The 18,361-nt window shown below is 46.3% G+C and carries 16 protein-coding genes; 4 read left to right on the top strand and 12 right to left on the bottom strand.

What is annotated here, in order from left to right; translation table 11 throughout:
- Positions 1 to 9 precede the first annotated feature (9 nt).
- Genes FE785_RS00075 through FE785_RS00065 form a run of 3 tightly spaced genes read right to left on the bottom strand, consistent with a single transcriptional unit; the run spans position 10 to position 4,387 of the window.
- Positions 10 to 1,221 carry a hypothetical protein gene (locus FE785_RS00075; RefSeq protein WP_138563194.1) on the bottom strand — a complete coding sequence of 404 codons (1,212 nt, stop codon included), beginning with the start codon at positions 1,219 to 1,221 and terminating at the stop codon, positions 10 to 12.
- A gap of 8 nt (positions 1,222 to 1,229) precedes the next feature.
- Positions 1,230 to 2,036: an outer membrane lipoprotein-sorting protein gene (locus FE785_RS00070; RefSeq protein WP_138563192.1), complete on the bottom strand. Its 807-nt coding sequence runs from the start codon at positions 2,034 to 2,036 to the stop codon at positions 1,230 to 1,232.
- On the bottom strand, positions 2,033 to 4,387 hold the full coding sequence (locus tag FE785_RS00065; RefSeq protein ID WP_138563190.1) for an efflux RND transporter permease subunit: 2,355 nt from the start codon (positions 4,385 to 4,387) through the stop codon (positions 2,033 to 2,035). Before FE785_RS00065 ends, FE785_RS00070 begins: the two co-directional genes overlap by 4 nt.
- Positions 4,388 to 4,603: 216 nt before the next feature.
- Here FE785_RS00065 and hemF point away from each other — a divergent pair, with 216 nt between their 5' ends.
- From hemF to FE785_RS00050, 3 genes are read left to right on the top strand one after another with little or no spacing between them, the layout of a single operon-like run.
- Positions 4,604 to 5,560 carry an oxygen-dependent coproporphyrinogen oxidase gene (gene hemF / locus FE785_RS00060; RefSeq protein WP_138563188.1) on the top strand — a complete coding sequence of 319 codons (957 nt, stop codon included), beginning with the start codon at positions 4,604 to 4,606 and terminating at the stop codon, positions 5,558 to 5,560.
- Entirely contained in the window at positions 5,560 to 5,931 is a 372-nt protein-coding gene (locus FE785_RS00055; RefSeq protein ID WP_138563186.1) for an RNA-binding S4 domain-containing protein, read from the top strand. Before hemF ends, FE785_RS00055 begins: the two co-directional genes overlap by 1 nt.
- A gap of 31 nt (positions 5,932 to 5,962) precedes the next feature.
- Positions 5,963 to 7,840, top strand: a complete 1,878-nt coding sequence (locus FE785_RS00050) for a TIGR00341 family protein (protein ID WP_138563184.1) — start codon at positions 5,963 to 5,965, stop codon at positions 7,838 to 7,840.
- Between the two features lie 87 nt (positions 7,841 to 7,927).
- On the opposite strand, the gene FE785_RS10860 is transcribed toward FE785_RS00050, so the two are convergent.
- The 3 genes from FE785_RS10860 to gyrB all read right to left on the bottom strand — a co-directional run bounded on the left by FE785_RS10860 (position 7,928) and on the right by gyrB (position 11,437).
- Entirely contained in the window at positions 7,928 to 8,140 is a 213-nt protein-coding gene (locus FE785_RS10860; protein ID WP_238696273.1) for a nucleoside/nucleotide kinase family protein, read from the bottom strand.
- 10 nt (positions 8,141 to 8,150) lie between these two features.
- Positions 8,151 to 8,858, bottom strand: coding sequence for a nucleoside/nucleotide kinase family protein (locus FE785_RS00045; RefSeq protein ID WP_238696272.1), 708 nt, complete (start codon positions 8,856 to 8,858; stop codon positions 8,151 to 8,153).
- Between the two features lie 143 nt (positions 8,859 to 9,001).
- Positions 9,002 to 11,437 carry a DNA topoisomerase (ATP-hydrolyzing) subunit B gene (gyrB, locus tag FE785_RS00040; protein ID WP_138563182.1) on the bottom strand — a complete coding sequence of 812 codons (2,436 nt, stop codon included), beginning with the start codon at positions 11,435 to 11,437 and terminating at the stop codon, positions 9,002 to 9,004.
- A gap of 316 nt (positions 11,438 to 11,753) precedes the next feature.
- Between gyrB and FE785_RS00035 the strand changes: the two genes are divergently transcribed.
- The gene (locus FE785_RS00035) at positions 11,754 to 12,200 is read left to right on the top strand and encodes an Hsp20/alpha crystallin family protein (RefSeq protein ID WP_202978308.1); all 447 of its coding nucleotides are present in this window, start codon (positions 11,754 to 11,756) and stop codon (positions 12,198 to 12,200) included.
- A 59-nt stretch (positions 12,201 to 12,259) separates the two neighbouring features.
- On the opposite strand, the gene FE785_RS00030 is transcribed toward FE785_RS00035, so the two are convergent.
- From FE785_RS00030 to dnaA, 6 genes are all read right to left on the bottom strand, one after another.
- Positions 12,260 to 13,141 carry a PhzF family phenazine biosynthesis protein gene (locus tag FE785_RS00030; protein ID WP_138563180.1) on the bottom strand — a complete coding sequence of 294 codons (882 nt, stop codon included), beginning with the start codon at positions 13,139 to 13,141 and terminating at the stop codon, positions 12,260 to 12,262.
- A 111-nt stretch (positions 13,142 to 13,252) separates the two neighbouring features.
- The gene (locus FE785_RS00025; protein ID WP_138563178.1) at positions 13,253 to 13,630 is read right to left on the bottom strand and encodes a DUF4870 family protein; all 378 of its coding nucleotides are present in this window, start codon (positions 13,628 to 13,630) and stop codon (positions 13,253 to 13,255) included.
- 127 nt (positions 13,631 to 13,757) lie between these two features.
- Entirely contained in the window at positions 13,758 to 14,852 is a 1,095-nt protein-coding gene (gene recF / locus FE785_RS00020; RefSeq protein ID WP_138563176.1) for a DNA replication/repair protein RecF, read from the bottom strand.
- Positions 14,849 to 15,748, bottom strand: a complete 900-nt coding sequence (locus FE785_RS00015) for a cation diffusion facilitator family transporter (protein WP_138563174.1) — start codon at positions 15,746 to 15,748, stop codon at positions 14,849 to 14,851. The genes recF and FE785_RS00015 overlap by 4 nt, the downstream gene beginning before the upstream one ends.
- 18 nt (positions 15,749 to 15,766) lie before the next feature.
- On the bottom strand, positions 15,767 to 16,876 hold the full coding sequence (gene dnaN / locus FE785_RS00010; protein WP_138563172.1) for a DNA polymerase III subunit beta: 1,110 nt from the start codon (positions 16,874 to 16,876) through the stop codon (positions 15,767 to 15,769).
- 24 nt (positions 16,877 to 16,900) lie between these two features.
- Positions 16,901 to 18,262 (bottom strand): chromosomal replication initiator protein DnaA, encoded by a 1,362-nt coding sequence (gene dnaA, locus FE785_RS00005; protein WP_138563170.1) that lies wholly within the window; start codon positions 18,260 to 18,262, stop codon positions 16,901 to 16,903.
- Positions 18,263 to 18,361 lie beyond the last annotated feature (99 nt).

Genomic DNA, 18,361 nt, shown 5'->3' with positions numbered 1-18,361 from the left:
AGTTTATCATTAAAAATAAAAGGAAACTTGCAGATTGAGCAGATTATGGCCTTTAAGTAGCTGAGTTAATTGGTTATTGGCATCAACATTTGTTACCCATCGTGAAGTCATCTCCAGAGTCCAGGATTTATTCAAGCGTCTGCTGGCTTCCAATTGCCAAATTTGTGACTGGTCATCCAGATCGTAGATATGTCCAAGTAAAAATTCGGTACTGGCCGCATCGTTCCATACCCAGCGCAAGCCGGTCATCCAGTCTCGCTGAAACGGTGTAATCGCCGACCATTCGTCATAGAGGAATTCACCGATCAGTCCCAAATCATGTGATTTTTCGTTAATATCGTAAAAGGTATATTCAAATCCAGTAACCAGAGCCTTGCTGTTATAGGAATAAAAGCCTTGGCTCGTGTTGTAATTGTGGCTGAAACGCCATAAAGCTTCGGCTTTCAATAGCCAGTCGGCCACGATATATTGGCCGTCGATAGCAAACTGTTGGGTTTGTACATAAACAGGCTGTAATTTGATTTCGCTGCCAATCAGTTGCGCATTCAGAACCGGGGCGCGTTGGGTTCCGGTGAAATAACTCAGGCCAATATCCAGATCGCCGAAATAATGGCTCCAGCGAGCCGCTAAATCGATATGGCTGTCTTTATCGGCGGATTGATAGATTGCCGGTTGGATAGTGTTGATTGCCGGGCGTAGATCGGCTTGTCCGAAGTCTTGTTGACGAAACCCCGGCAAAATGAACAGGTCCAATGTGCCCCAGTCCTTGATGAAGCGGTTTTGCAGTATCGGTTGACCCAGTCGCTGTTCATCATCCAGACTCTCAATAAAATCGGTTTGATTGACCGTATCGACCAAGTGACGGCTTTCCGTGGTTCCCCAGAAGACTTTGCCGATTCCGGCCCTGAATTCCCATTGGTCGGCAAAGTGGTAATACATCAATTCACGAATATCACCATGAGTGTTGCTCGGACTTTGTCCGTCATAGCGATAGAAACCTTGTGCACGGATTTCATTATTGGCATCGATGCCATAAAACAGCTGCGGTTCGAGTTTGATGGATGTGTAAAAATCCTGTTGCTTGCTGTTACTGCCGGCCTGTTGGAATGCTTGCGCTTGTAAGGTGGTTTTAGCCGTGAATTCAATGTTCTCTGCAGCCAACACAAATGGCGTTTGCCAGCAACATAAGCTCGCAATCAATATATGACGAAATTGGCGCATAGAGTCCTCTAGCGTAAACGGCTGAGTTTGGATTTATTGAAATCGGCATCATCCAGTCCGGTTTTAAACTGGTAATTGCTAAAGGTAAGCACTGATTTTTTACCGGTCTGGTGGTTTTCCATCGTCATATTACTGGCGCGCCAATATTGTTTAAGGTACTGCTGATAATTGCTCAATGTTAGCGTTTTCAGTAAAGCATTCTTGCGGTCATAAAAATCGATTCTTATCGGGCGGTATTCTTGTTGGTCAATCCAGCCGATCTGTCTGCTATAGCCGGAAAATTCATCTACCGGATAGCGTTCCAATTTAAAGCAGGTCAGCTGTTTGCCATCGACCTGGCAAGGCTCATCAGCGAGGTATTTGTAAGTGTATTTTTCCACTTCCTGAGAACTCATGTCCTCATAGGCAAATTCAGAGCCCATGAACGGGCCGGATTTATTGCGTGAACTAATGCGCTTGACGCGTTTCAATGCTGGTAAATAAAGCCATTGGTCATCGGCCTCATTGGTGTGGCTAAAGGTCAGAAATGCGGTGCCACGGACATCCTTGGGTTCATCGAAAATGGTCAGGCTTTTATCTCCGTCACCCTGCACCTCTAGGGTTCTGGTACGGATTTGACGTTCGCTGGTATCGCCCTGTTTATTGATAAGCAGCATGGTCATATTGGCACTATGGTCACCCCAGCCGTTATCGCGAGCATTGGCTTCTTTGGCGATTTCCAAGCCTTTTTGTTCAGGGCTCTGCGCTAGGGTGGTTCCAGAGCTTAATAGCATGATGCTGATAACCAGTGTGAAAGTCGGTTTAGCTGCATTCATAATTCTTTTCCAGTTTCGTTGAGGGCTGTAGTAAGGGGTTTGTTTGTGTCGTCTTTATCAAATTTAAGCAATAATGTCGGCAAAAACAGAAAATCCAAAACCAATGCCGCGCTGATGGTAATCGCCATTAGAATGCCGACCTGTTGATTGACTAAAAAGGCCGACTGCGACAGCAAGGCAAAACCTATCACCAGAACGACGGTGGTGACCCATATCGCTTGACCGACAGTACTGAAAGCGTAACTTATCGCTTCTGCTGTGTTCAAGCCGTTTTCACGTTTGGCGCGCAGATACTTGCTCAAAAAGTGTACCGTATCGTCAACCACGATACCGATCGAGATGGCAAACACTATCGATGCCGCCATGCCCAAAACGCCATAGGTCAAGGCCCAAATACCGAGAGCGGCAATCGCCGGTGTCAGATTGGGGACAAGACTGAGTACGCCGAGTTTGATGCTTCTCAGCGCAAATAACAGCAGTATCGAGATCAACACTAAGGCCACGACAGAACCTTCTAGCATGCTGGCTATATTGCGCATGGTGATGTGTGAGAACATCAACCCGGTACTGGTGCCTAAAATAGCGATATCCTGATTGTCACGGTAAATATTGTCTTTTAACCACTGCTCGCTGCGCTGATTGAAATCGAGCATTTCCGAGGTGGATAGGTCTGTAAGCGTCACCGTGACTTTGGTTGCCGATTTATCGATATTGATCTGATTATTCAGATCCAAACCATAGGGGAGAGACATCTCATAAAGCAGTAGGTATTGGGCGGCCAGCTCACGTTCTTGCGGGATCTGGTAATAAGTCGGGTCATCGCCATGCAGGTTCTTATTGAGGCGTTTGAGGATATCGCTGAGTGATTGCACATGCACGACTTCCGGCTGCTGGTAGAGCCATTGTTGAAAATTTGCCAGAGAGTGTAAATATTCAGGCTGGTTGATACCCTGTGCTTGGCCTGAATCAATCGAATAAAACAGCATATTGATACCGGTCAGGTTTTCGATCACATAGTCTGAATCGGTGCGGAAATCGATACTTTTATCAAAGTAGGCGACAAAATTATCATTGATTTCAATGCGCGGAATCATCGCTATCATAAAAACCAGAAACAGACTGCTTGACCAGAATAGGGTACGTTGTTTTTTAATCACCCAAGCGGCAAGCTTTGACATCTTGTCTTGATGATCCGGATCAAGGTTCCTGGCGACGCGAACCGGTAATACCGATACCCATGCCGGTAAGAATGTGATCGAAAACAGCAATGCGAACATGACGCCGATAGCGGTGATATTACCCATATCATGGAATGGCGGGGCATCGCTGGAATTCATTGCCAAAAAGCCGATGGCGGTGGTAATGCTGGTCAGGAAAATCGGTCCGATATTAATACGCAGACTTTCGGCTATCGCTTCATGCTTGCTGTGGCCGCGTTTCATTAGCGCGAGCATGGAAATCAAAAAGTGCACACTGTCGGCCACCGCTAGGGTCATGATAATGGTCGGCGCCGATGCCGAGGGAGGGGTTAAGCCGATATGAAACCAGCCCGCCAACCCCATTGCTGCAGCGATGGAGAAACCGATCACCAAGACAATGCCGATCAAGCTTGTGAGGGATTTCAATAGCCACAATAACAAGATAAAAATAAACAGATACATTATCGGTATCAGGTTGGTCATGTCGTGCACGCTAGCCTCTGTAAAGGCGTTATTAAGCATGGTGATACCACTTAAGTGCACCTCGAATTGCGGGTATTTTTGTTTGAACTCAGTGACGAGATTGCGAGTGAATTCTATGCTTTCGGGTATCTCCTGCTGGCTGAGCTGGGAAAACTGGTTAATGATATTGATACCGGTAACCGAACCCTGCGGGTTGATCAGAAAGTTTTTCAATTGCGGTTCAGTTAAAGCCACCTGACGGATTTTTTGTAGCTGTTGAGGGGTGAGGTTTTCTGCTTTATATACAAGATCCTCAACAATCAGCTCGTCATCTTCTGCATAGGTGTATTGGAAATTGGTTATGGAATCGACCCGGTTCGAATAGGGTATTTGCCAGGCCTGTTTGGTAAGCCATTCGATCGCGGCTAAATTGTCCTGAGTGAAGATATCGCCATTTTCCGGGCTTAAGGCTATAAGGATATTGTCTTGTTTGTTATAGGTGTTTTGAAGCGCATCAAATGCCTTGAGTTCGGGGTTTTCTTCACTGAAGAAAACCTGATAATCGGTGGTGAAAATCAGGTTTTTTGCTCCCATCGCCAGCAATACGCTAATGCCGATAGATAGAAAAATAATCCACCATCTGTAGTGAATCAGGTTATCGGCATAGGTTTTTATCCATGAATTTGGCATTAGATATCGACAAAGTGTAATGGCTATTACGCTTATTTTATGCGCTTGGTCAAGTATTCACCAATGATAATTATTTATGAGTACAAATAAGTCGTTCTCAGTTTGTTATGCGGGCATGCAAAAACAATCAATAAAGACTAAAATAGCTTAACCAATCCGGTGTTTTATGATTAAAATCAGCTCACCAACTGTAACTAGAAAATCTTGGGAAAACGCATGTCAGCAACACAAATCAATATTGAAGCCGTTAAGGATTATTTACTCAGCCTGCAAGACGATATCTGCCGTCAGTTGGCGGAAGAAGACGGTTCTAAAGATTTCATAATCGATGAATGGCAGCGTGAAGGTGAAGAGGGGGTGATGCAGTTGACCGGCGGTGGTCGTACCCGAGTGATGGAAGAAGGCGCTGTGATTGAGAAAGGCGGAGTCAACTTCTCTCATGTACAGGGGAAGAACCTGCCGCCTTCGGCTACCGCACACCGTCCGGAATTGGCCGGTCGTTCTTTCCAGGCTTTGGGGGTGTCGTTGGTGATTCATCCGCGTAACCCTTATGTGCCGACTTCTCATGCCAATATCCGTTTGTTTGTCGCCGAAAAAGCCGGTGAAGAACCGGTTTGGTGGTTCGGCGGCGGTTTTGATCTAACCCCTTATTACCCGAATGACGAGGATGTGATTCATTGGCATGAGCAGTCTAAATCGGCTTGTGAACCTTTCGGCGCAGAGATTTATCCGAAATACAAAGCTTGGTGTGACGAGTATTTTTATCTTAAACACCGTGACGAGACCCGTGGTGTTGGTGGCCTGTTTTATGACGATCTGAACGAAGCGACTTTTGGTTGGGATTTCGATAAGTGCTTTGAATTTATGCAATCGGTGGGTAACCATTATATCAAGGCGTACCGTCCGATTGTCGCGGCGCGTAAAGACCAGGAATACGGCGAGCGTCAGCGTGATTTCCAACTCTATCGTCGTGGTCGTTACGCCGAGTTCAACTTGGCGTTTGACCGAGGCACAATATTTGGCCTGCAAACCGGCGGGCGTACTGAGTCGATTTTGATGTCGATGCCACCATTGGTTACCTGGAAATACAACTACCAGCCGGAACCGGGTACAGAAGAAGCGCGAATCTATGATTATCTAACGCCCAAAGACTGGTTGAACGAACTGAAATAATGGATAAATTACGCGTTGATAAATGGCTCTGGGCGGCGCGCTTTTTCAAAACCCGTGGTACGGCACTGGAAGCGATTAAAGGCGGAAAAGTCGAACTCAATGGTTTTAAGCCGAAGCCGAGTAAAACAGTTAGCGAGGGTGACAAACTGAAAATCACCCAAGCGCACAGAAAGGTTGAGGTGACCGTTTTAGTGCTTTCCGACAAACGCGGTAATGCCGAAGCAGCCCAACTGTTGTATCAATTGGATAGTGAAGAACTTAACCAAAAAGCCCCACATCCATTAAAAGCGGTGATCGGTTATCGAGAAAAAGGTGCCGGTCGCCCGACTAAGCGCGATCGACGTAAAATCGATAATTTCGATTTCTCCTGAGCGCTGGTTTTACCTCTAATGAGAAAAGGTCATGTCTGAGTTTACAGTAATCTATTCACGTGCAGAGGAAACAGAGTTTAAGGCTCAGGTTGAACCCGCTATGGCAGAAATCAGTTGCGATTTCTTGGCCTTTGAAAACGATATCAAGGCTTTGCCCGAAGGTGCCAAGGTGATTTTCTGGGGTAGCGATGACCTTCTCAGAATAATCATCCCTCAACTGCAACAGGCTCAATGTTCTATTGGCTTTCTGCCGCATCCCAAGTTAGTTCGAGTTAGCCAAAATTTTTATATTCCGTCTGCAATGGATAAGGCGCTGCAAAATATTTTGGATAGCGCAGATGAACACGAAAAAACCGATTTGATGTATTTCAATGATCAGTTGGTACAGGGTTCCGTAAAGATTGGTCAAGTTGAGACAATGAAAGCTTCGGCCAGCGCGGTGGAAGGCTTCTGGAGCAAACTATGGTATCTGCTGACATTAATCTTTTCGTTAAGTCATTCCCGACTCTGCCCTTATACTCTGACGACTTCTAATCAAACCGAAATAAAAACTGCGGCTCTGGGAATGACGGTGGTTTACCGCCTGGCAGGAAGCACTTTTACCAAAGATGCATTGGGTTCAAGAAGTTATGACGAATCCAGTCTTAATGTGGTGGTCTTGGCACCACGGAGTATTTTGGAGTTGGTGACCTTTCTGCTGAAACGCGTGTTTGTGCAACAGAGCTTTGACAGCTCTTTACCGACTTATTTAGGTCATATCAAGTCCCAATCGATAACCATAGAGTCGAGCTCGGGTTTTGCTTGTCTGGTTGATGGTGAAGAGTCAATGCATGATAAGGTTACGATTTCTGTTGCTGAAAATGCCTTGAGGGTGATGTCGGCCAATTTGCCGGAAAAATCTACCAATGAAGAACAAAAAGAGTCTATCCGCACACAATATCTTCCCAGAGGCCAGGCGGTTAATGAGTTGACCAATAAGTCTTTGCCTTGGATTTATCACACCGATATTGAAGAGGTTAAGGAAACTTTTGTTACCCTCAAGGATAACTCCCAGGCCAGTCAGTCCTATTGGGTCTTGATGGTGCTCTCCAGTTTATTGGCGACCGTGGGTTTATTTGCTAATTCGGCACCGGTCATTATCGGTGCTATGGTGTTGGCGCCCTTGATGGCTCCGATTATTTCGCTGTCGATGGGAGTGTTACGTCAGAACGCAGAATTATCGCTTGCGAGCGCCAAGACCTTGGTTCTTGGGATTCTATTGGCATTGGTTTTTGCAACCTTGCTTACTCTGGTTACGCCTTTGCATATGATTAATAGCGAGATCAGCGCCAGACTAACGCCGACCATTCTTGATCTGGCGGTGGCGATTATTGCAGGTACCGCAGCGGCCTATGCGCATTCACGCTCTGAAGTGATGCGCAGTCTCGCCGGTGTGGCCATTGCCGTGGCATTGGTACCGCCTCTGGCCGTTTCCGGGATAGGTATTGGTTGGATGGATTGGCAAGTCTTTTCCAGTGCCTTTCTTCTTTTCATTACTAATTTGTTCGGTATAACCTTGGCCGCCGCCATGACATTTCTGTTTATGGGGTTCAGTCCATTTGTACTGGCAAGGAAAGGGGTATTGATATCTTTATTGGTGGTCAGTCTGGTTAGCATTCCGTTATATGTGGCTTTTCAGAAGATGGTTGTCAAAGAATCGATTGTTGCACAATTGGATGGCATGTCGGTTGGCGATATTCAAATTAAAGATGTTCAGGTGCGTAGTGAAAATCCGTTGTATATATCGGTCAAATTATTATCACAACAGCCGCTAAATAAAATGGAAATCGATAGCGTCAAAAAAGCGATGGAAGCCAAAGTAGGAAAGTCGATTGTTTTAGAAGCTACCGAAGCAGTCCTGTTAGATTAAATGAGGGATTATTAGTAACGGTGGATTCAAGGTATAAAAAAACCCGCGAAAGCGGGTTTTTTTATTAAGGCTAATCTGTACCGGCGATTAAGCCATAGATGCACGTTTTTTAGCGATTAGTTTCTGGATGATCGGAGTCATAATGATATCCATCGCGTCAACCATCTGGGTACCAGAACAGATCATAGTGTGATCGTTCTGTAGCCAAGCACCTTCGATCTTGTCAACGATCGTCTTTAGATCGACTTCGTCGTGACGCACGTGAGTGATAACCAGTGAATCTTCTGGAGCAGGACCCATTGGCGCTGTTTCAGTCTGGGTTGAGAAATGGATCAGAAGTATCAACCAATGGAATACGCTGGAAGTTAACGTGTGTACGGTGGAACTGAGGCACGATGTACTCGATGTAGTCATCCATGCGTTCCATGATGACGTCACGTACCTGACCTACTGAATAAGGACGCTCAGAAGTATCACGGTAGATTTTCTGCATCCACTCGATGTTTACAACCGGAGCAACACCGATACCTAGGTCAACGTGCTGTGCCACGTCGTATTTACCTTCTTCAGGACCGTGATCCATACGCTTAACCATACCGTGTAGACCTTCGTAGAAAAGAATGTCCGTACCTTCTGGTAGGTCTTCCCAAGGTGTGAATTCACCAGGAACCAAATCTGTACCTAGACGGGCGTTATGCTCATCCGCTTCTTCGTCAGAGTGGATGTAGTAACGACGCTGACCAGTACCTGTTTCTTTATAGGTCTTGAACAGTTCTTCAAGCTTTTGGAATTCGTTCGCATATTCAGAGAAGTGAGTTAGCACCGGGCCACCGTTCTCTTTAGATTCTGCAACCTTAGCACGCATATCAACACGAGAATACTTGTGGAAGCTATCACCTTCGATAATAGCTACGTTTAGGCTTTCACGAGCAAAAATCGCTTCAACAGCGCGTTTTACAAATGATGTACCTGCACCGGAAGAACCGGTAACGGTAACGATAGGGTGTTGTACTGACATAGACAGTCTCCTAAAAGTTTATAAAACTCGCCCCAGAAAGAGGGAGTTTTGTTTAGATTTTAAATAGTTATAAATCTGGAATGGGCGCTATTAGAAACTAAAAGCGCCTAAAATTCAAAATTTGTTGCAGTTGAGGGTCGGTTTTATACGTCCAAATTCTCAACCTGTAAGGCATTTGACTCGATGAATTCACGGCGTGGTTCAACTTCATCACCCATTAGAGTGGTGAATACCTGATCGGCTATCATGGCATCACGAATGGTGACCTGTAATAGACGACGTGCCTCGGCATTCATGGTGGTTTCCCATAGCTGTTCAGGGTTCATTTCACCCAAACCTTTGTAGCGCTGTATGTTTTGACCACGCTTGGCTTCGTTAAACAACCAATCAATCGCTTCCTTAAAGCTAGTGATTGATTCAGTTTTCTCACCACGCTGGATATAAGCGCTGTCACTCAGTAGCCCTTGTAAGGCTTTACCAAGCTCGACAATTTGTGAGTAATCTTTTGAAGCAAAGAAATCATCATCAAAGATCTGTGAACTCAGCGTACCGTGTTCACGTTGCTGCAGACGAAGTTGGAACCTGGTTTTGCTGTCCAAATTTGCTGCAGGTTCAGCAGTTAGCTGGTATTCAACTTTATTGATTTCACCATTGGCCTTTAAAGGCGCGCTAATGTCATTGATCCATGCATTGAGCTTGTCGTAGTCATCCAATAAATTATTGTCGACTAAAGCCTGGTCTACCATCAACTCCAAGAATACGGAGTTGTAACGGCGCGCCAAACGGTCGATAACACGTTTGGTGGTGAAATACTGTTTTGATAATTGCTCTAAAGCGATGCCGGTAATGGCCGGAGCACCTTTTTCAGTAACCAGCTGAGCACCGTCAATAGCGGTTTGCAGTAGATAACCTTCGAGTTCGGCATCATCTTTCAGATAGGTTTCCTGTTTACCTTTTTTGACTTTATAAAGTGGTGGCTGAGCAATGTAGATATAGCCTTTTTCGACCAATTCCGGGTACTGGCGGTAGAAGAAGGTCAATAGCAATGTACGGATGTGCGAGCCATCGACGTCGGCATCGGTCATGATGATAATGCGGTGATAACGCAATTTTTCGATATTGTAATCTTCGACACCGATACCGCAACCCAGTGCAGTAATCAGCGTACCGACCTCGGCAGAAGAGAGCATCTTGTCGAAACGGGCTTTTTCGACGTTAAGGATTTTACCTTTCAACGGCAAAATCGCCTGAGTACGGCGGTCACGACCTTGTTTTGCCGAACCACCCGCGGAGTCCCCCTCCACTAGGTAGAGTTCAGAAAGCGCGGGATCTTTTTCCTGACAATCGGCCAGTTTACCTGGCAGACCGGCAATATCCAAAGCGCCTTTACGGCGAGTCATTTCACGGGCCTTACGGGCGGCTTCACGAGCACGAGCCGCATCAACGATTTTGGCGAAAACCGCTTGCGCATCCTTTGGGTTTTCCAATAGGAATTCGGCGAACTTTTCGTTCATCGCGGTTTCTACCGCGCTTTTTACTTCCGATGAAACCAATTTGTCCTTGGTCTGTGAGGAGAATTTCGGATCGGGTACTTTTACCGAAATCACAGCGGCCAAACCTTCACGGGCATCGTCACCGGAAACATTGATTTTGTATTTTTTGGTCAGACCTTCGGCTTCGGCATAGCTGTTTAGGCTTCGAGTCAAAGCGGCACGAAAACCGGACAGGTGGGTACCACCGTCACGCTGCGGAATATTGTTGGTAAAGCAGAAAATCGATTCTTTATAGGCTTCCGACCACTGCATAGCGACTTCAACGGTAATGTCGTCTTTAACTGTGGTGAAGTAGAAGGCTTTTTCGTGAATCGGTGCTTTATTGGTATTGATATAGTCAACAAAAGCTTGAATACCACCGTCAAACTGGAAGATTTCGTGACGATCGTCACGCTTATCGACCAATTCGATATGTACCCCGGAGTTCAGGAATGACAGTTCTCGCAGACGTTTCAGCAAGTAATCAAAACTGAAATCGACAACATTGGTGAAGGTTTCGCGACTTGGTAGGAAACGAATCTCTGTACCGGTCTCGTCACCACATTCGCCAACCGCTTCTAGAGGCGCATCCGGTACACCGTGGGTATAAGACTGTTTCCAAATCTTGCCTTGGCGTTTGATAATCAAGTGCAGTTCTGAAGAGAGAGCGTTTACAACCGAAACACCAACCCCGTGAAGACCACCGGAAACCTTGTAGGAGTTATCATCGAACTTACCACCGGCGTGCAGTACCGTCATAATAACTTCGGCAGCGGAAACGCCTTCTTCAGGGTGGATATCAACCGGAATCCCTCGACCGTTATCAGTAACGGAGACGGAACCGTCGGTATGAATGGTAACGACAACCTTGTCACAGTGACCGGCTAAGGCTTCATCAATACCGTTATCGACAACCTCGAATACCATGTGGTGAAGACCTGTACCATCGTCAGTGTCACCAATATACATACCAGGACGTTTACGGACCGCATCAAGACCTTTTAGGACTTTGATGGAGGAGGAATCGTATTGTGTTTCTTCAGACATAAAACTCGATTTTTATTATGGAAATTTGAAAGGCCGCAAAGCCCCAAATCTCGGGTTATTCTGATTACTTATAAAGCCTTCAAATTATAACACAGCCAGTATGGTTTTGCTAAATCTGGGAAATGGTTTTTTAACTATTTTAAGTTGTTGAATATTAAGGGGATATTAGTTTTTTTATGGGTCTATTTAAAGCTTTAAACGAGGGGGTAGAAAAAGTGTGCAAAAAATCCCATAATAAAAATCGGTGAAAGCAAAGATTTTCATCGCAAATGTCTATTTCTTTTATAGAGATATATTGCCTAAATAAGGAGGCATTATGAGTATGTTATTACCCTCAATGAACCGTTTTGACCCCTTTAAGGAATTTCGTGATTTGGATAAACGACTGCATTCCATGTCCGTCAGTCTGGCCGATGATGAAGGTAGTGGTTTGGTCAGTTTTGCTCCAGCGGTGAATACCAGAGAAGGCGACTATGCTTTTCATGTCGAAGTGGATTTACCCGGCGTGAAAAAAGACGCGATCAAGGTGGAATTGAAAGATAACCGTTTAATCATCAGTGGCGAACGCAAAACCAAGGATGAAAAGAAAGCAAAAGACTATTATCGCGTTGAGAGTCAATACGGTAAATTTGAACGCAGTTTTACATTGCCAGATGGTGTCGATGCAGAAAATATCAGTGCCAATTGTGAAGATGGCGTGCTCGAGGTGGTCATTCCGAAGCGGGAACGCAGCACCGGCAGTAAAACTGTTAAAGTCACTTAGATCATTATTGCAAACTAGGGAAAAGGTCGCATTTATTGCGGCCTTTTTTTATGTGTCGATTAGATATAAATCATGCCTTCAATACAAGTGTGTGAAAGGCCGCGAATCCAGATATTGTTTTCGGTGAAAAGTAATTCCAGCCGGCCTTTACGTTGCAGCATCCGTCCTTGGGAGCTGCGAATCGCAGTCGGGTTTTTAAAGGCCAGCTGATAGTGCCGGATATAGGCTGCTACACTGCCATTGCCACTGCCGCAAACCGGGTCTTCATCAATACCGCAGATTGGCGCAAATGAACGCACTTCTATGTCATGGATAGAGCCTTCAGGGTAGCGGCCAAAAATGGTGACTCCAGTGATATGCAGTGCGGAACTGTGCTTTTTGAGCTGGGCAAAGTCGGGTTGGCAATTCAATACTGCATCGGCATTTTGTGCCTGCATGACGACCCATTGCGGTCCTGTATCGATAATGGTGGCAGGGTGTTGGCTGTCGCACTGACAATTCATCAAAGCCGCGAACTGCTTGCTCTGGCCGGCAGACAAAGCGGTGATTTTCTCCCTCGGAAGTGAAAAGGCGATGTGATACTGTTCGGTATTATCGACCTTGACATCCAAAGTGATTAATCCTGCTTTACACTGCTGGATAATACGACCGTTTTGCGGCAAAGCAATCATACCCGATTCAAGTAAAGCGTGGGCGGTACCCAAAGTAGGGTGGCCGGCAAATGGTAATTCACCTTGCGGGGTGAAGATTCTCACCTGATAGTCCGCAGTGGTTTCAGTGGGAGGTAGAACAAAAGTGGTTTCGGAAAGATTGGTCCAATTGGCAACCGCTTGCATCTGCTCGGAACTTAAACCATGAGCCTCTAAGACCACGGCAACAGGGTTGCCCTTATAACGTTCATTGCTAAAAACATCGACCTGTTTAAAACGCACGGTTTGCATCGGCCACTGTCCTCCATAGGGTTTTAGCCATTATTGAGTGGTTTGCCAATGGAATCAAGCCCAATAATAAAAAAGCCGCATTAGCGGCTTTTCAATAAGAGGGTATGGAGGTTAGCCGAACATCCAGCTTGCAGGGTCTGGGACAGGTTGTTTTTGACCGAGCAGTTTAATGCCTTTGGCGGCGCGGATAATCAGCCAGATGATATAGAACAGAATAATCAACCAGCCGATCATGACAACCGTCAATAAGGCTCCAACGATTACATACAGCAGGCCAATCCAGAAAGTACGAATTTGAAAACGGTAATGGGTTTCCAGGTAATCGCTGTTGCCGCCCTTATTGATGTAAGCCATGATTACGGCAATCAGACTGGTGAAGGGAATAATCAAATTGGCAATAAACAACACATAGATAATGGTTGGGATGGTGGTATTTTCTACCGGGCTATTGGTGTTTTCTAGTGGAGTATTCTGTACTTCTTCGCTCATAAAAGTTTTCCTGTAAACGGGTGATCTTGTCTGTATCGATTCTAGCAGAATAGCGGATAGGGTGAATAGAATGTCTTAGCTAATTAACAAGCCGTATTTATTTGGTTCAGTGTACCCTCTGGATGTTTTATTGCGCACTGACTTGGCCTTTACGGATTTGCCAGATGGCGGTTGTTTCGGCATCCAATATTGGAATTAAATCTTGTGCCGTAGTGGTGATAATATGCTGAATATTTAATAGCTGCAGGAGTTCAAGCAGCTTCAGTCTGTGGTTGGCATCAAGCTCGGCCGGCAGGTCGTCAATCAGCATAATCACCGGTTCATTGACCACCTTCTCATGCAGGCTGGCTTGCGCCAGAAGCAGCGCACAGACAAAGAGTTTTTGTTGTCCACGTGAGAGTATCTGCATCGCCTCCTGATTATTGAACCTAAAGCGGATATCGGCTCTGTGGGCACCGTATTGGGTATGCCCCAACTGCTGGTCCTTGATCAGGTTGGCTTGCAATAAGGCACTCAGGTCCTCGGTATTTTTCGGCCAGCCGGCACGATAGTGACAGCGCACCTCAAATTCGATTTCAGGCATCAACGCTTGGCAGAATGTCACCAGATAAGGGGTCAGGTCGTCGATATATTGACGACGGTATTGATCCACCTGTAAGGCGCTATCGACCAGAATCTGATCCCACAGCTGGATTTGCGCCGCGGGCAGTTTTTTCTTCAGTGCCTGATTACGCTGTTTCAGTGCGCGTTGATAATTACGCCATGGCGGCATAAATTCCGGCCATTGGTGAAAACAGCCCCAATCCATAAATTGACGGCGTGCCTTAGGACCTTCCTCAAGCAGTTTATGGCTTTCCGGGGTGAGTAATTGGATCGGCAAGAGTTTGGCCAATTCGGTTTGTGATTTAACGTTGTCGCCATCAACACGTAATAAGGTGCTGTCAGCCGATTTTTGCATACCAAGCTTATGGCGTTTGTCGGTATCGGTTGAGCTGGCAACTTCGGCAAACAGGGTACACTGACTTTGTTGGTGGCGAATCAGGTGATGATTTTTTTGTGAACGGAACGAGCGACCGGTCGCCAATAGCCAGACGGCCTCAATTATGGCGGTTTTGCCGGCGGCATTTTCTCCGATAATTAGATTAAGCCCTTTGCTGAGTTGGAAGTGGCTTGATTGGCAATTACGGAACTGTTCTATATTAAGCTGTAACAGCTGCGTCATTGAATTTCATGACCCCAGTTATGATGGGCTTCATCGTGGCGTAAGCTGACCGGCTCTTGGTGAATCATCACATCCATGTCATCAAATTCGGCGAGTAGCCGATTGGTGACCTTTTCGGCGATATTGTGGCTTTCCACCAGTGTGAGGTGATCGTTCAGCTCCAAATCAAATTGGACAAAACTGTTTGGACCGGAACGGTAGGTACGCAAATCGTTCATGCCTTGTACACCGGGTGTGGCCAAAACGATTGTACGTATCTGCTGACGAACCGTTTCCGGCAGCTCGTGGTCGAGTAGCTGGTTTCCGGCTTTTTTGCCTAGGCCGAAGGCCGAATAGAGAATCCATACGCCGATCAGAATTGCCAGAATCGGGTCAAGCCACTGGTAAGCGCTTAACAGCAAAGAGACGATAATCAAGATGTTGGCCAACACATCGGACAGATAATGCAGTGAATCGGCTTCAATTGCGGTGGACTGGGTTTGACGAATCACGTAGCGCTGGAACAGCACCAACACGATGGTAACCAGTAATGAGATGCTCATTACCAGCAGACCCAAATCAATATCGATAATCTCTTGCGGGTTCCAAAGACGTTCAATCGAATACAGAATCAGATAGACGGCGGAGCCGCCGATAAAGACACTTTGTGCCAGAGAAGCAAGTGGTTCGGCCTTGCCATGACCGAAACGGTGTTCGTTATCGGCCGGTTGCTGGGCGATATAGACCGCAAAAGCGATCATCACCGAAGCGGCGATATCCAGTCCGGAATCGAGTAAGGATGCCAGAATACTGACCGAGTCGGTTTGCCACCAAGCATAGGTTTTCAGTAGTAGTAACAAAACCGCCACCAATACCGAAGCATAGGTGGCGATACGAATTAACTTTGCTTTTTTCATAAGCAGGCGTATTTAAGACTACAGGCGCATCGGCATAATGACGTGCTGGCAGTGACATGCATCGGTATTGGCTTCAATCAAACAGCTGCTGTTGGCGTCTTTCAATTGCAATGTGACACAGTCCTCGGACATCGAGTTCAACACATCAAGGATATAGTTCACATTGAAACCGATTTCCATTTCCGAACCCTGATAGTCGATCGCCATATCTTCATGGGATTCGTCTTGTTCGCTGTTCGAGGCATTAACTGCAAGCAGGTTATTGCTCAGTACCAGACGAATGCCTTTGAATTTATCGTTGGACAGGATCGACGCACGCTGTAACAGGCTGCGTAACAATTCGCGGTCTGTCTGGATCATTTGATCGTTGGTGCTTGGAATCACGCGACGGTAATCCGGGAAACGACCGTCAACCAACTTACAGGTAAAGACAGTCTCTTCGAATTGAACGGTCAGGTAGTTTTTCGCCAGCGCGAATTCGATTAGCGCATCGTCATCACCGATTAGCTTCGACAGTTCCAATACCCCTTTACGAGGCAGGATTGCCTGCGTTGGGGTCAGGCCGTCAATTGCCAAGTTGGTCGAGCAGGTCGATAGACGGTGTCCGTCAGTCGCAACCACGCGCAGAGCTTGGTTGCTGATATCAAACAGCATACCGTTCAGGTAAAAACGCACATCCTGGCTTGCCATGGCAAAGCTTGAATGGGCGATCAACTGCTTCAACTGATGTTGCGATAGAGCGAATGACATATCGGTTTGTGTCAAATCGATAGTTGGGAAATCTTCTGCCGGAAGGGTCGACAACTTAAAGCGGGAACGACCGGCAGACAGGGTACAACGCGACTCTTCAAAGTCGAGGACAATGGTCAGGCCATCAGGTAGAGAGCGTACGATATTAATCAGTTTCATTGCCGGCAGCGTAATGGCGAACTGACTGACTTCGCAGGATTCCAGTTCGGTTTGCGCACGGGTTTCGATTTCTAAGTCTGAAGCGGTAACGGTTAGGGTGTTTTCCGATACCTGAAACAGGACATTACCTAAAATGGGCATGGTTTGTCTTTTTTCGACCACGCCGCCGACGGTTTGCAAGACTTTTAAAAGGTTTTCACGCGTTAAAGTGATTTTCATGCCGAGTTGCCTTTCCCTGATTTATTAATTGGTAATGATTCGAACTAAACTATTAAAATCTTCATCAATATGATGATCGGTTTCGCGCAGCTCTTTCACCTTACGAACTGCATGTAACACTGTAGTATGGTCACGCCCGCCAAATGCATCACCAATTTCCGGAAGACTATGGTTCGTCAACTCTTTGGCAATTGCCATGGCAATCTGTCGTGGTCGCGCGACATTGCGCGAACGGCGCTTTGACAGTATATCCGCTACGCGAATTTTATAATAGTCGGCAACGGTTTTTTGTATGTTTTCCAAGGTGACCATCTTCTGCTGTAGAGCGAGAAGGTCCTTTAAGGCCTCTTTAACAATATCGACGGTCAGCGTTTGCTGAGTGAACTGGGCATAGGCACCGACACGTTTTAGCGCGCCTTCCAGGTCACGAACATTGCCGCGCAGACGTTTGGCGATAAAAAAGGCCACTTCATCCGGCAGTACGACATTAAACTCAGCCGCTTTTTTCAATAAGATTGCAACACGCATCTCGAATTCAGGCGGTTCGACCGCTATCGTCAAGCCCCAGCCGAAACGTGATTTGAGCCGGTCTTCCAAACCGTCCACTTCCTTAGGGAAACGGTCACTGGTTAAGATTACCTGCTTATTGCCTTCTAATAAAGTATTAAAGGTATGAAAAAACTCTTCCTGAGACTGTTCTTTATTGGCAAAGAACTGAATATCATCGATTAGCAGCGCATCCAATGAGCGGTAGAAGCGTTTGAATTCGTCGATTTTATTGTGGCGCAAGGCATTGACCATATCGGCAACAAAACGTTCAGAGTGCAGATAGACCACGCGTGCTTTTGGGTTGTCTTTGATCAATTTATTACCGATGGCGTGCATCAAGTGGGTTTTACCCAGCCCTACACCACCGTAGATAAAGAACGGGTTATAGCTGCCGCCCGGGTTTTCCGCTACCTGTCGCGCCGCGGCTGCGGCCAGTTGGTTGGCTTTACCCTCAACAAAGGTTTCAAAGGTGAAACTTGGGTTTAGGTTGCTTTTGATGCCGTGGCTTGGTGCTTCGGCTTTGGATTCGGCTTTTTTGGTCTTGGTTTGCAGAGGTTGTGGAACCGTCGGCTCAGGTTCTTCGACATTGTCGAGGACATAGTCGCCGATTTCCAGTTGGATTTCCGGCGGGTTGGTTGGTGCGACAATGTGTATAGCATTGCGAATATTGTCCATCAAGCGCTTGTTTACCCAGTCAAGAATAAATGTGGAGGGTGCCAGCAAACGAATCGATGATTCTTCTTCAATCGCTTGTAATGGCAAAATCCATGTATGGAACTGCTGACCGTTGAGGTCGTTTTCCAAATGTTTTAACGCCTGATTCCAAAGTGATGCCAAGATGCTAATCCTTACTGCTATAAGCCATGGCCAAGCACCTTGTAGATGCCTGTCATGGTTAAGTTATTTATTTAGGCCAGTTGAGATGTCTAGTCGTAG

The organism is Thiomicrorhabdus sediminis (assembly GCF_005885815.1).
Taxonomy (GTDB): Bacteria; Pseudomonadota; Gammaproteobacteria; order Thiomicrospirales; family Thiomicrospiraceae; genus Thiomicrorhabdus; species Thiomicrorhabdus sediminis.
This window is presented reverse-complemented; position numbering and strand designations above follow the sequence as displayed.